Origin of the sequence: Nostoc commune NIES-4072 (genome assembly GCF_003113895.1) — a bacterium.
GTDB lineage: Bacteria > Cyanobacteriota > Cyanobacteriia > Cyanobacteriales > Nostocaceae > Nostoc > Nostoc commune.
The window spans coordinates 6347756-6362912 of sequence record NZ_BDUD01000001.1 but is presented as its reverse complement, the minus strand read 5'-3'; the positions used below and the strand labels follow the sequence as shown (position 1 = coordinate 6362912).

The window sequence follows — 15157 nt, the reverse complement described above, 5'->3', positions numbered from 1 at the left end:
TACACAAACTAACATGCAAAAAGTTTAATGTGTAATACATAAAACATAGTCCAGAGACTCTCAAAACATTCTAACTTCCAACTCCTAACTCTTAACTCCTAATTGTACAGACGCGATTCATCGCGTCTCTCCCCACTTCCCCAAAAACTATGACATCAAAAAAAGTTTTCTAAAATGTCAAAATTGGGACTAAAGCCACGTACAATTAAAATCGCCTATCCCTTAATCCAGGAGCTAATGCCATGCCAATGGCCGTTGGCGTAATTGAAACTTTAGGTTTTCCTAGTGTCTTAGCAGCAGCAGATGCAATGGTCAAAGCTGCCGCAGTCACAATTGTGTATTATGGTCAAGCAGAAAGCGCTCGTTTGTTAGTCGCTGTCCGGGGACACGTTTCTGAAGTAAATAGAGCTGTTGAAGCCGGAATCGCTGCTGGAGAGCAAGTAAAGGTTGGTACAGTAATCACTCACTACATAGTTCCCAATCCTCCGGAAAATGTGGAAACCATATTACCAATCCATTTCACTGAAAAATCAGAACCTTTCCGCATGTTCTAAGCAATTTTGCTATCAACATCTGTAGCGAAGCTTCGTACAATTAATTTGTAGCCCCCATATCGTTTATTCATACAGGAGATTAATAATGTCATTACAGGCAGTTGGAGCACTTGAAACGAAAGGTTTCCCTGCGGTGCTAGCAGCAGCAGATGCTATGGTAAAAGCTGGTCGAGTCACCCTCGTTGGTTATATCAGAGTAGGTAGCGCTCGCTTTACAGTTAATATTCGTGGTGATGTTTCTGAAGTAAAAGCCGCTATGGCTGCTGGTGTTGAAGCCGCAGAAAATGTTTATGGCGGTACATTAGAATCCTGGGTGATTATTCCTCGTCCCCATGAAAACGTTGAAGCTGTTCTACCAATTGCTTACACAGAACAAGTCCAAGGCTATCGAGAATCTGTAGAAAATCCCATTGTTAGATCCAACAGTCGATAGATTTAACCTCCTGTAGGGGAATTCAAAACAAAAAATTCCCATAAATGAATTTAAAGATAAGTTTCTTGTCAGACTTCTGACTATCAAAACTTTAGAAAATTGCATTCTTTCTGTTTTCAAATTTTGCATAAGTTGAATTTTGGAGCAGAGAGAAAGCAACAGTCAAAGTCAATAGTCAAAATCAATATTGACTGTTGACTATTTATTTTTGAAAATGTAAAAGTTGTAAGAAGAAGAACAGCTTGCCAATGTTAGAGACACAGTTGTGGATGAAGCTAGTTTAGAAAAAATAAATTGGCAAACTTATTCATGCAGATATAAATGCCAGCCTGAATATTACAAGAAAGGTAGTCCCAGCGACGTATAGTTTAGGGATAGAGGATATTGCAGTTTATCCATTTTGCGTAACACCGGGAAAAGTTGCTTGAGGACATTTGTCCATAAAGTTACTAACTGTATACCCACCACTGTAGGCAGATTTTTATTCTCAGTTACAAAACATAACTTTACAAAAAGGTTAAATTAAAAAATAGCGCCAAAAGCTTTATAGGTATGGGTTTGGGGCATTTTGGAATTGTCAGCAAAACATCAATATAGAAATTTCTGCATAATTCTAGTGAATTAAGACGTAATAAAAGTGGAATCACTGAGCTATTTTCATGAGACTCATGAAATTCGGGCAAGTTGCCAGTTAAACAATTAGGTGGGACGAACGGGGGTTGTGATGCAAACTTCAAAATTGAGTTTCGAGGAACGCAATCTCACTATGACAACAGATGTGGAACAACTAGCTCTAGATTGGCGAAAGCGCTTGGCTGCGGAATGTCCAGACCAAAATGAAGCTGCTAGAGAAAGCATTATTCTCTGGCTGTTGGGATCTGACTCCAAACGGTTTGATCTGTTTAACCCTAAAGAATTCGACATCGCCAAGCAAGCGATGGAATATCGCTGGAGAATTTTACGTCAACGCTATTTGGGGCTAGGGCGAGAACGTGCTTATCGGAACTTGATAACGCGATTGGGGAGTTTAGTAACATTACGGAATAAGATTCAGACTTGGGTTGCCCTAAGCCGCGATCGCCAGCGTAGTGTCATAGATGTATTGCAAGAAGTACTCCAAGAATTACTGCAAAGCGACAGCCAGATGCAACAGCAAATGGCTGATATTGCCAAATATACAAGTGATAGACGATTGGGAGATGCTCTGCTATTTGCCAGTGTAGAAGAATATTGTCTGCGACCAGTACGCAATCAGCCCCTATTAGCTTATCGGTTTGTAAATTACCTGCGCCGCACTCAGCGCGGTGGCTTAACCCAAGTGCCGGGTCGTGACTTGATTAGAATGGTGTCAGAAGAAGTTCTCACTGACGACAATGACAATCGAGTTAACTTAGTTGATAGTCAGGCGATCGCAGAATATCAAGAAGCACAACAACTAGAGGAACAACTTGCCCTACGTCAGTCAGTACAAAAAGAATTTGAAAATTATTTACAAGAAAATTTGGGAACAGACGCACTACAGTGGCTACGACTATATTTACAAGGTAAATCCCAGGAAGAGATCGCCCACAGATTAAATAAGCCGACTAAAGAAGTATACCGTCTGCGAGAAAAAATCAGTTACCACGCTGTGCGTGTTTTTGCCCTCAAAGGTAAACCAGAGCTAGTAGACAATTGGCTCTCAATTTCCTTGCAAGAACATAACTTGGGTTTAACGCAAAACCAATGGCAGCAACTAGATGAAAAATTAACTCCTCTGGGGCGGCAGATTTTAGATTTGCGGAAAACAGGTAACTCAATAGAAGCAATAGGCCAACAGTTAAAACTCAAAACCCATCAAGTGCTAGGTGAATGGACAAAAATCTATCTTGCTGCCCAATCTTTAAGAAGCCAGGAGTAGCCTGTGAGGCATTTAGTTGCTCAATTAAGGTGGTGTACCAAACTAGGAGATGGCAAGCAGGGGAGAATTCATAGCAAGTTCATCCCCTCATGCCTCAGTTACTAAACTAAAAGTTCAAAAGGCAGAAGCAAGAAGAACCACGCTTAAAAGCATGGGATTAATTTTGAATGCGTTATGTATCGTGGCAATTTTTAATTGATATATTTTTTATACTAGTAAGCTTTATATCTACAACTAAAATTTTGATTAATTGATTAAACCTTAAATCATATTTCTGTAAGTGAAATCGCTGATTCCAATTTTATACATAATTGTTATGTTGTAATCGAACTCTAGACTAATCAAGCTTAGAGTTAAACTCAAATAGATAGAGATTTTGCTACCGTATTCTAAATAAGATTACGGTCTAAACAAATTTATATTGACAAAGTTAGTTTCCTACTCTTGAATCCATTTTTTATAAATATTTCATGCAGACTGAGGTTTTTAGTGAGCTTTTCCCCTTAATGAGTACAGCCACCCCCCAAACTTTGGAATGGCTACTCAACGTTGCAATTGAACATGAATACCCATCTGGGCGAGCCGTTGTGATGGAAGATGCCTGGGGTAACGCCGTTTACTTCGTTGTTTCAGGTTGGGTCAAAGTCCGGCGTACCGTCGCAGAAGATTCAGTAGCTCTGGCAATTTTTGGTAAGGGCGATTTTTTTGGAGAAATGGCAATTTTGGATGAATCTCCACGCTCAACCGATGTCATAGCCCTTTCGTCTGTGAATTTGCTGAGTGTATCTAGAGAGCGTTTTATTCAAATCTTGTTCAAAGACCCACAGTTACATCATCGGATGTTACAACTGATGGTGCGGCGATTGCGGCAAATTAACTTGCGCTTACAAATGCGGTCTTCACCACCAGCAGTCAAACTTGCCCATACTCTAGTGACTTTAGGCGAAAGCTATGGTCAAGAATCGAATTGTGGAAAGGAAATTTTTAACATTCCTTTCAAAGATTTAGCAGAGGTAACAGAAATTGGTGTTGACGAAACCACCAAAATTATGGAAAAGCTGCATGAGAAAGGGTGGATCAAAATTGACAGCACCAACAATATCATTTATCTCGTAAACTTCAAACAGTTGATGAACTTGGCTGGCAAAGTTTGATTGCTAAGGGTTATTAGGGACTGACAAATTATAAAAATATTCGATTATTTATTTTGGGGTGGGTAGCGCTTAGTCGAACGCTACACACCCCACAATAATTGAATTGACTTTTGCAATTTAAAACACTCCCAAGCGCAAGCAACATCTGGACTTAAATGGAGCTTGCGCTGGTCAAAATCTAGTCAAGTAGCTCTGTTAGGACTTACGCACACTCTACGAATTCTCGGCGCTCTTGGCGTCTTGGCGGTTCGAGAAATTAAGCTTTTTAGCAATTTTTGCGTAAGTCCTATCTGTTACAGAACCTCCAACAATTGCTTAATTTTTGTGTCTTGACGTTCTTTAAATTTTTCTGGAAAATTTAACTCAAGCGCAATCTTGCCATTGGTTTGTTCTTCTACCGCATAAATTTCAGCAACAAATCGATTAGATGAGAGATTATCCTCATCCTCATTCAACAGTAAACCAACTAATGGTTTAACAGTTCGCATCGTGTGCAAATCCTGTTGTCCTATCATTTTGTGAGAAGACACGGCTTTTGTATCCTCTATTTCCAAGCGCAAACCCGTTGTTCCTAATTCTGTCGCTACTGCAAAGAAGAAGTTACCATCCCAGTAGAGTCGGCTATGGCTATTTACCTGCTTACGTACCTTTTTACGGCTAGTTTGTTTCACGTCACGCAAGGCCCGAGTCAGACTTGTAGCTAAGAATCCAAGAGAAGCGAAGGGTCGGTCTACATACTGGCCCTTTTGAGAATACCACTCTCGGACATCAGAATATAAAACTAGAGTTAAAGCATCGCGTTGGGCATTGTTGAGCTTCACGAAATCAACAGCCAAAAGCGTTTCTGTGTCATTAATAGGAGAAACTCGGACAATCTGTGCTGTTAAAGAGGCGCTAGCAGTATAATCTCCCATCACCTCAACTTCCGCTTCCTCCAGTAAATTGGGCCAAGTTTCTAAAGAAATTAATGCCCCAGTTTCTGAAATATTCACCGTTTTGCCCATAATTGTTTGACCGTTACTGGTAATTAAGATGGGGAGGCGACGCTGTAAACGGTGGGCGGTACGTACTTGTGGTTGTTCAAAGCCAACCAGCAAAGCAGCTATCAGCAAAACCAAATTAAAAATAGACCACATGGTATTGACTAAGACCGCTTGCCAATCTTCAGGATGTAGCAGCAGCCAATAGGGAACAGCTAGTAAGGAAGAGACTACAAGTGCTGTCACCACCAAAAGACCACGCATCGATTCCCAATCAAAGGTGCGTTTGGTTATAGACGTTCCTTTGTCGGTAACGTTAAATGAACCCAGCTTGGGATTAAATAGCGCTAACATCGTCACCCACCCAGCCTGGAAAGCCATCGCAAATTCAAAAATTTCGTTCCAGAAGGAGAAACGGACGTTTTTGTAAATGATGTAGTTAGTAAAAAGGGAGAGGAGAATATGTGGTAGGGCGTAGGCTAGAGTTTCTAAACCTAAACCTTGGACAGAGTTAATGCCAAATAATAGGAATAGTGTGGGAGCGATCGCATATATTAGTCGAGGATAGCCATACAAAAAGTGTGAGGTCGCGCTAAAGTAACAAATCCGTTGTGCAAATGTTAAATTCAGCTTCGGATTAAAAATGGGGTTTTCTAATCGCAAAATCTGTGCCATCCCTCTTGCCCAACGCACTTGTTGTCCCACGTAAGAAGAAAACGTTTCTGGCGCTAAACCAGCGACCATAATTTTGTCGTAGTAGATAGACTTGTAACCCAGCGAATGCAATCGCAAAGCAGTGTGGCAATCTTCCGTCACGGTTTCCACTGCAATTCCCCCAACTTCTAAAGCGTGGGATTTGCGGATTAACGCTGCGGAACCGCAGAAAAAGGCGGCATTCCAAAAATCGTTACCTTTTTGCAGTACCTTATAGAACAGTTCATTGCCTGCGGGGATTCTACCTTTAGTGACTAAATTACGCTCGAAGGGGTCGGGGTTATAGAACCAGTGAGGAGTTTGGACAAACGATACTTTGGGATCGAAGAAAAAACCCATTGTATGCAAGAGAATTTGCCGCGATGGAATGTGGTCGCAGTCCAAAATCAACACCAAATCGCCGTCGGTTTTGTAAAAGGCGGTATTGATATTACCAGCCTTAGCGTGATCGTTATTGTCCCGCGTCATGTGGATACAGCCTAGCTCTTGGCACATTTGCCGTAGCTGTTCTCGTCTTTTGCTAAACTGTTCTCGGCGTGGGTCGTTCTCTTTATACTTTTCTGGACGACCATCATCAAGGACATAAACCTTTTTTTTATCAGGAGCATAATCACAGGCTAAGGCTGCCACAGCCGTCTTGCGAACAATCTCCACATCTTCGTTGTATGTGGGGATGTAGATATCAACTTTGAACCATTCCTGTTGAGGAATGTTTGTTAGATTAACTGGTTGGCGTTCTTGAATTTTCAGGGTTTGAAAGTATGCCAATACCAAGGTGAGGATGGCATAAAGTTCGGCGGCGTATAAGAAGACACAAGCGATGCTGTTGAGCCAACCATCGAAGTTCAGGGTGTAGCTGGTGCGGTAGTATAAATAACGCAGCGTTGTTACCATACTCAGCCACAGCATAAACAGGTGATAATAATGGCTGATTTCTGAATAAGACTCTTGAAACTCTGCGTGTATCACCAATTGACCGAGTAGCACAAGAAACACTGCTACCAATCCCTGCTGCCAAACTTCTATTGGAGTAATAATCAGTGGTACTGAGAGTACCAACAGCAGCAAGATAAACCACTTAAATTGTTTCACACCCACCTTTTGGAGAGTGCGGTCAAAAAATCTAGGGGTAATATCAATCAACCAATTGCTCAATTTTAAGCGCTGGCGATCGCGTGATTTCCGGGGCGATGTGGGGGGGGAAGATGACATTGTGGATCTAAATTTTGAAATTTAAATTTAAGATTGGCGATACCTGACCGAAAGTGTCTACTTTTTATCAGCAGTCAAACGCTTGATATACAACTGAAGAATCCCGTAAAGAATTAGAGACACACTAAAAATGCCCACAGGTAGCAATAGCCAATTTTCTTGTAAAAAGCGTGATGCTTTACTGAGGATAGTGGTATTTTCTAAGCGACGAGTGTTTGAGGCGCTTTGGAAAAACTGTAGTTGATAGGCATCAGCATCGTAGGAAACTGGGTCTTTTTGATCGCTACTAATTAGCACCGTATCCTTCTTGAGTTGGAAGAACCAAGGGTCTTGATTGAGGACTTGTCGCACTCGCTCTAAACCAGTTTCGGTTTGAGATGTTAAAGCTAGAACAACGCGATCGCTGTTCCAAGGAGAGATAATTTGCTTAATCATGCCTTGTGTATCCTGCGGGGTCTGAACCACAGCATTGGCAGAGGAGCGGGAATATGCCTGACTCAAGTTGAAGCCTGTAGAATTAAATACTTCGGGAAAAGGAAAGTCTTCTCGCGTTCCAATTCCTACCAAATGGTCATTTTTGCGGGCTTGTGTTGGCAAAGCATCTGGTGTATAAACATTTAGTTTGACAGCATCTGCTTGACTAAGCCTTCCCAAACGTTCGCTAAAAGCCAACAAGGTCAACACATCTGTCTTCGAGGGGGTTTGTGGCACAACAATCGCTGTCTGAGACAAATCCTGTGGTGCAGCAAAGGGGAAACCGAATTTCAGCAGGTTCAAGTCTGGTAGTTGTGTAGAGATTTCCCGCTTCAGGTCGAAGCTAGTATCAGAATGCACCGTACCTGTAAGTTGTTGGTCTGGTGGCTGAAGACAGTTCTGTTTATCAAAGGGTTCTCTCGGATTCATCCGCAAGAAAACTTGCAGTTTCGAGTTGGGTTTAATCAAGTTTTCCGGCAAATTAACTTTAAGATTTTTGCGAGTTTCTCCCGCCTCAGAATCAAGACGTGCGCCACCAATGAAAACTCCATCCAGTAAAACTTCGATCGCAGAAGTTCGCGGATTAACCTGCGGCCCGTAGCTGTACACCAGATTCATGGAACTACCCCGGAGAAATCTATCATCTGGTAGAGCATGAAAATCAATTTCGACTGGTGGCGCTCCGATCCCACGTACAGTTACATCACTAAACGGCTCACCGTTTACTTGGGTTTTGATGTCGCCTAGTTTAAAAGAATTTTGTTCTGGCAAATAACGAGGCCATTGGCGGAGTCCTGGTGTCGAAGGTTCCTTGAGAGTATCGACAAAAACCACCTGACCAGTACCCATTTTCCGCAAGTCTGGCTGTGATAAAAATTGGGTTGCCTTTTCTACGGCTTTTGCACTGTTGCCAGTAGCAATTAAAACCGGAACCCCGCTCTTTTCAGCTTTAGTTATAATCAACACCCCTGTTTCATCTGGTACGGGGTTATTATCACGATCAAGAATTTGATTGCTGACAACTTTCAGGGGCAAATTCTTCCAAGTATTTAAGGTCGGTTGCTCGTTGGGAGTACCAATGATCACCAAGCGATCGTTTGCCTTCGCATTTGCCACATCAGACACTACGCTCGTCTGAATCGGGCGAAAATCTGCGATTCTCCCCAATGCCGCTTGTAAGCGAGCTGCTGCTGTCAACCAGGATTGATCGACTTGACTCGGTTGTAAATAAGCAATTTGGTTAGTTTCTAAGCCAAATTCGTCAAAGAAAGGATAAGGGTAGCGGCTGAAATTCAAAAGAATCGGCTGCCGTTCATAGTTAAAGATTAATTTGGAATCTGGCAGAATCTCTGTCCACAAGTCGGGGCTACTAGGGTCGCTACATTCGAGCGTATTATTCTGCTGTGCCACCAATGTGAGTTCGTTGTAGTCTTGCAGCAGCTTGGGTGGGATATTGAACAGTACTTGACCTACTTGGGACTCTTTACGATTGAGTGGTACACTACCAACACTGATGCCATTCAATAGCACAGTCAGGTTAGAGCGATTGGCATACAGCGATGGTGAGTGTTGAAAACGGATTAAAGCTTGTACCCTACCCCGATCTAGTTTCCAGCCACGAGGACGGGTAAATGCTAGACGACCTTCTGAGTAAACCCCGCGCAAGCGCATCCGATTACCCACAATCGGACTACGATTAAATTCTAGGGTGTAAGTTGCCAGGTTCTTGGCACTAGGAGCTTTTAAGTCTGCTTTACTAGTATTTTCTGATGTCGTTGCTTGAGCTAATAAAGTTACTTCTTGTTGCAGATCACCTTTGGTTTGAGCTTGAGCGCTCAATAATGAACTAGGAAACAAAAAAAAGCAAGAAGTAACAATAATTGCTTTTTTACTAATTTGGGAAAGATGGAACAATTGCTTCATGGTAGAGCGTGATTTTAGTGTGAATTTACTGAATTTTTTTACGTAAAAAGCACAGGTGTTTTGTTGCTTTTAGAACTTCAAAATATCCCATCAGATTTTTTCAAAAAATCTACGGAAGTCAATCTGTCGTAAGTAAAAGGTGGTTGGGAAGCTTGTACCCTAACTCAGCATCAAGGGATATCATTTAAGCAATCGCTGGGGAATTGTCTTTGGAGGTAGCAATCCTAACCAAGCCAAATTCTGGGTGTAATAAGCAGATTGGTCTCCCCAAATTCCCTGCTTGTATTGAGGCAGTATTTTTTTCACAAGCAGTTCTTGAGCGATCGCTGGTTTCACTACCTGCATGGCGGCATACAACATAGCGTATTGGGATGTAGCTTCGTAATCCACTAATGGTTTCCCTTGCAGATCAATGCGTGCTGGTATGGATTGTTTACTCCATAGTTTTTGCAGGTGCTGAGTAGATGTCACTAGATAGCGCTGCGCTTGGGGTGAGTTGAACCAAGCAGCATCCAACGACAAACGCCACCAGACTCGATAGGAATCAAAACTATACAAACTCTTCAGAGTGCTAGATGCTGGTAGGGTTTGGTATTGTCCTGTTTTGGTATTTAGAGCTACCCAATCACTGGGTAAACCTACGCTAGAAAGCTTTGCAGAATCTTCTAGCACTTGATAGCTGCTGTCTACCAAACTCAACCAATCATGTTGGGGATCAACTTGTGCAAAGATGCGAAAAGCATAGGGTGCAAAATAAGAGGGATTCAGGTAAACGGTAGATGCATTCGGAACAAATGCAGCTACAGGCCCTGGTAACAGGTAGCGCTTACCTTGGGTTTTTGAGATAGTGGACAAATTCCACAAATCTTGCAGTTTGAGTTTTGCTAGTTTCAAGTATTCGGGTTGATGCCAACGCCGTGATGCTAAAATCAGGGCAGTAATCGCATCTATATCTCCATCGCTAGCAAAATTGCTGTCGATGACACCCCAGTTACCATCTTCTTTTCGTCCCCACTTCCAAGCCCACAAACTATCTGTGCGTTTACCACCTACTTGGCGCTGGAGGTTATTTTCCGACCAGTTTAAAGTCAGGGCAAAAGTTGTCGGATCGTTAATCAGTACTGCTCGAAGTAAAGCATAAGCTTGACCTTCACTAGTTGAGCGATCGCTTGCTTCGTAATCAATCACCCGCCCATCTGACTGAATAAATCTTTGGCGGTAGCTATCCCAACTTTGGGCTAGTAATTCCCGGTTGGGCGTAGATTCAGGGAGATCAGCTAATAATCCAGTGGGATTTTGACTACTACCTTCAGTGGGGACATTTGCCACCGGAGTTTGCTCATCCGGCGTTTTGGGGTTTGCTGCCGAGTAACTAGAGACACAGGCAGATAAACCAATCAGGCAGGCAATAGCTGCCACTTTTGGGAAGTGCCACATCCTAAGAACAGTTTGATTTGTAAAAGATTTAAGCGATCGCTAATTTCTGTTTCGACGTTGATAATCTTCCCAAGGGGGTTGAAATCCTCGTCGTAGCAGAAAGTCTGTTTGGATTTGCTGTATTTGCCGAGATGCATCGCTATCGTTTCCTCCTTCTGCGGCTGCTTCTAATTGCAGTTGTTCTAGCTGTGCCAGTGCTGTCAAAGGCTGATCTAAAATTGCATTTAATCCAGCAAGGGCGCGGCGTGTGCCTTTGTCTTCCGGTTTTTGTGCCAACACTTGAGCATAAATCTCCTGTGCTGATTCAAAGCGGCGCTGTTCAAAGCGAATTCCGCCTAAAGCCGCTAAAGCATCGATGTTATCTGGTTGCTGCGCCAAAATATTCTGATAGGTACTGCTAGCCAAATTCAAATCACCTACAGATCGAGCCAACTCTGCCTGCAACTGGTATGAGTCAGAAGTGTTGGGAATACGGGCAATCAACTGCTTCATCCGCGCTTGTGCTTGGGCAGGATTGCGTTTTGCTATCACCTGTAATAGGCGCAGTTGTAGTGGTATGGAAGTAGGGTCAGTTTCTACCAGATAACTATATAAAGCTTCTTTTTGCGGATCAGTAGGCAGCGTTCCTATCAAACTGTATAGTTCTGGAGGAGTATTGGTTGCAGGTTGTGTAGCTAACCAATTGTTGAGAACTGCCTCTGCTTCTGCTTGGGAGATCCGCTTGGCTTGATAGGCGATACTAGCCCGCCCTAGTTGAATCGACAAATTTTGCGGATTGCGAGCTATTAATTGGTCATAAACTGTCACAGCCTCATCAAAATGCTTTTGTTGCAGTCGCACTCCAGCCAATCCGCCCAAAGCAGCATCAATAATATCGCTATTATTTGGCTTGCTAGCAATCACAGCTTGGTAACGTTGAGCGCTAGCTTCGAGATTACCCTCACGACGCTCAATTTCTGCTGCTAGTAATTGGGGTGCGAGGTCTTTAGCACCTGCGGGGGTAGCTGTGTAAGCTGCCAAAGCTTGCCTTGCACCATTCAACTCTTGGCGCTGCACATACATTTGCGCCACCCGGAAATTCAAAAACGGTACGTTAACCCCCATTTGTAAAAGATTTTGGTACACAGGTAAAAATTCTGGGTCGGGAACATCAATGTTCACTAAAGCATTAGCTAGCTGTTGCAACTGGACGCGATCGCTCGGCGTTGATTGTATTGCAGTAGTTAAACGCTGTTTCAAGTCATTTTTACCGAGCAAACCTAGCTGATTTTCCAAAGCTAATTGCTGCACCACCAGACTTTGATCGTTGGGAAATTCTAACGCCACCCGTCGATACAGTTGCAGTGCTGTTTGTCGTCCTTCGGGGAACCCAGTAAAAACATCAGCGACTTCGCGCAGTAGTTTGGGGGAAGGGTTGGGATCGGTTTGCAGTGCTTGACGGTAGAGATTTAAAACTTGCTGGGTAAGGGTGGGGTTATTGGTGTACTTGCGAATTTCATTGAGCGATCGCGCTAAGGGCAAAATAGCATCTGGCCTTCCCTGTAATACATCCAAAACCGCCAACGCTTGAGCTTGTTGTTGATTGGCAAGGTATGCTACAGCTAGTTCTTTACGGGTTTCAAACCCCATCTCGTTAAGTTTATTGGAGCGCTGCAACTGCGCTTCTAACACCTGTACTGCCCCTCCAGGATTGCCTGTTTCTCGTAAGGTGCGACCGTAGGCTAGTGCTGCATAATCTGTAATGGCTTTGCCAGTGGCGCGATAACGGTTAAACAACTCCAAGGCTTTCGGAAAATCCCCACTGTAACTATAAGTTTGGGCTGCATCAAGGACTGCCTTTGGTGTGGGGTTGTTGTTCAGCACGATTTGGTAATCTGCCAGGGACTCGCTTAAACGTCCTTGATAAGAGTAGAGTAGAGCACGGTAATGACGACCTTCTGAGTCATTAGGATTTAACTCTAATAAAGTTGTTAGAGCTTCAATTCCTTTTAAATTCCATTCAGGACGATAAGTAGCCAATATACCAACTGTCTTTAAAGCTAGTTGGTTGTTGGAGTCTGCCGCCAGTACTTGTTGATAGGTAGCCCAAGCTTCGGGAATACGTCCGGCTTTGCGATAGGCGATCGCTAATCCTAACCTAACTTGCGAAGATTGTGGTTGAGTTTTAAGGGCTTGTTGGAAGGCTGCGATCGCATCATTAATCAAGCCTTTTTTTAAGAATGCAAAACCCTTTTGTGCCGATGTTGATAAGCTCTGTGCTTGAGCAGGGGCAATACTGCCCAAAGGTGGCACAGTTAGCAAGTAAGTAAAAAGGAGAAATGAACAAGTAAAAAGAGAACGATATTTAATTTTTTTAGCTTTTCCCTTTTGCTTTTTATTTATATTATTTTGGCTCATTGAGTAATTCTCCCTCTGGGAGTGATACCAAATTCTGATTTCACTCTGATACCGAAGACTGTTTCTGAGAAATCATCACGCGCTTGAACCGAGAAGCCTAGCCGTAGATTGTCAAGAAATTTAAAATCATAGAACATTTCTAATACATCGGGATTATTTCCACGACGTAGCTGTTCGTTAGAGAGAGCGCGTCCATAAGCTATTCCTACCCGGTCATCTGGGGTAAACAGATCCACAAAACTAGCTCCCAAGACGTAAGTATTTGCACCCTCTCCTAAAGTGCGGTTTTCATAGTGACCGTAGCGCCCAAACAAACCTAATTTCAGGTTGGGAATAAAGACTTCGGCGTTAAGACCGTATGCTTCTTCGCGATCGTTTTTATCAGTGCCAAATTGATTGTTACCTCTGGCAATGCTATAGCTTTCAAGGAAGCTATCATTAACACCAGCGTCGCGATCGCTAGCATAAGTACCACGAATAATTGCATTGCCGTAACGGACGCCGACTTCGCCAGCAAATCCATCTAAAGAAAAGTCACCGATTTTATCTGCTGATGAAAAGACTGCCGCTTTGGCTTCAATATTGTCGGTGATACTCCAATCGGTTAATAAACCAGTGCGGGAACTAATTCCTGTTGCCGCCAGTGCTGGGTTAGTTTGAAACACCGGATTAAAAAATTGACTAGCTCCATCTTTAGCAAAGCTGTTGCGATCAAAATAAGACGTTAAATCTATTTGACCGATCACAAACCGCAGATTAGGTACTCCTGCTAGTGAAGTCGCCAAATAAAGCTCGTTGATGTTCAAACCATCGTTTCGGGAGTCATCGAAGTTGCGGTTACTGCCTTGGCTTGTTAAGTCCAGGGTTGCTCCAATCAAAGCTTGAGGAGACAATGGGTAGACTCCGGTGACTCTCGCCCGTGCTGAGGTGTCGCCACCTTGGTTAATATAAACTCCTTGGAATTGTAAAGAGGGTTCCCTTAAACTACTGCTGGTGAGCTGGCGGCGTTGTTGAGTAGTTATCGATGGGGTAACTGGCACTGCTGTGCTTGGAGTGGGAGTTGTATTAAGAAATGATGGTGTTGTCTGTGGATTGGGTAATTGTTGATTAAAAGTTGGTGTTACTCCTGGTGCAGTTGATTCTGGGGTTACAGGTAAGTTAGGAAGTGGTGGCAGAGGGGCTGTTTGAGAACTGAGTAATTGATTAAAAGTTGGTGCTACTCCTGGTGCAGTGAATTCTTGCGTTGCAGCCGAGTTGGGAACTGGTGATAGGGGGGCTGTTTGAGAACTGAATAGTTGATTAAAAGTTGGTGCTGCTGGTGCAGTTGATTCTGGCGTTGCAGACGAGTTGGCGAGTGGTGGCTCCGAACCGTTCATCTGTCCCTGCAATCCTAAATTCAGGTTAGAAGTGTCCCCACCTGCTGCCACTCGTGGTGCAACAGAACTATGTGCTGCTGCTGGGGCTTTTCCAGTTACCTGCTGCTGGATGAAGACACTCTCCATTTCTTGGAGATCGTTGACTGGTTTGGGTTCTACAACTTTCAACACTGGATTAGCGATCGGTGCAACTGCTACACCAGTCGTTACGCGTGGAGAAGGCAATGTTTGCGACCCTAACTGAGATTGACTTTTATCAACAGATAATTTAGGCACTGGTGGGGGTTCTGCTAAACCCAATTGGTAATCGATAGTTTTTAGCTGAGATGGGTTGACTTGAGCTGAAGATTTTTCGCTCACTGCCAGTACCCAGCAAATCGAGACGGCGACAGTACAAAGCAGTGGATAAACCTTGTGGTACTGGCTTGGAAAAGTAAATTTATAACAATCGAGTACTGTTTGCCTCATCAGCCTAGTTGGGTAACAACTACATATTTAGGTTATTCAATGTCGCTACTTTAGCAAACCAAATGAGTATTAACCACTAGATTAAATAAAATTTTTAATTTTCAATTAATTGATTAAGAGTCGATAAAAGTTGTT

Annotated in this window: 9 protein-coding genes; 4 read left to right on the top strand and 5 right to left on the bottom strand. The window is 43.2% G+C overall.

The window, feature by feature from the left end:
• Window positions 1-242 precede the first annotated feature (242 nt).
• The 4 genes from CDC33_RS28295 to CDC33_RS28275 all read left to right on the top strand — a co-directional run bounded on the left by CDC33_RS28295 (window position 243) and on the right by CDC33_RS28275 (window position 4041).
• Complete coding sequence (locus CDC33_RS28295; protein ID WP_100899977.1) at window positions 243-554, top strand: BMC domain-containing protein; 312 nt, start codon at window positions 243-245, stop codon at window positions 552-554.
• Between the two features lie 85 nt (window positions 555-639).
• Window positions 640-987 carry a carbon dioxide-concentrating mechanism protein CcmK gene (locus CDC33_RS28290; protein WP_109011757.1) on the top strand — a complete coding sequence of 116 codons (348 nt, stop codon included), beginning with the start codon at window positions 640-642 and terminating at the stop codon, window positions 985-987.
• A gap of 724 nt (window positions 988-1711) precedes the next feature.
• A complete protein-coding gene (locus CDC33_RS28280; RefSeq protein ID WP_109011756.1) occupies window positions 1712-2887 on the top strand; it encodes a HetZ-related protein 2 in 1176 nt (391 codons plus the stop codon).
• Between the two features lie 470 nt (window positions 2888-3357).
• Window positions 3358-4041 carry a Crp/Fnr family transcriptional regulator gene (locus CDC33_RS28275; RefSeq protein ID WP_109011755.1) on the top strand — a complete coding sequence of 228 codons (684 nt, stop codon included), beginning with the start codon at window positions 3358-3360 and terminating at the stop codon, window positions 4039-4041.
• Between the two features lie 293 nt (window positions 4042-4334).
• Here the strand turns inward: CDC33_RS28275 and bcsA are convergent, their stop codons facing one another.
• From bcsA to CDC33_RS28250, 5 genes are all read right to left on the bottom strand, one after another.
• Window positions 4335-6947: a UDP-forming cellulose synthase catalytic subunit gene (bcsA, locus tag CDC33_RS28270; RefSeq protein WP_109011754.1), complete on the bottom strand. Its 2613-nt coding sequence runs from the start codon at window positions 6945-6947 to the stop codon at window positions 4335-4337.
• Window positions 6948-7004: 57 nt separating this feature from the next.
• The gene (locus CDC33_RS28265; RefSeq protein WP_109011753.1) at window positions 7005-9344 is read right to left on the bottom strand and encodes a cellulose biosynthesis cyclic di-GMP-binding regulatory protein BcsB; all 2340 of its coding nucleotides are present in this window, start codon (window positions 9342-9344) and stop codon (window positions 7005-7007) included.
• A gap of 180 nt (window positions 9345-9524) precedes the next feature.
• Entirely contained in the window at window positions 9525-10781 is a 1257-nt protein-coding gene (locus CDC33_RS28260; protein ID WP_109011752.1) for a family 8 glycosyl hydrolase, read from the bottom strand.
• Between the two features lie 39 nt (window positions 10782-10820).
• Complete coding sequence (locus CDC33_RS28255; protein WP_109011751.1) at window positions 10821-13178, bottom strand: tetratricopeptide repeat protein; 2358 nt, start codon at window positions 13176-13178, stop codon at window positions 10821-10823.
• Entirely contained in the window at window positions 13175-14914 is a 1740-nt protein-coding gene (locus CDC33_RS28250) for a porin (RefSeq protein ID WP_369694367.1), read from the bottom strand. The genes CDC33_RS28255 and CDC33_RS28250 overlap by 4 nt, the downstream gene beginning before the upstream one ends.
• Window positions 14915-15157: the final 243 nt, after the last annotated feature.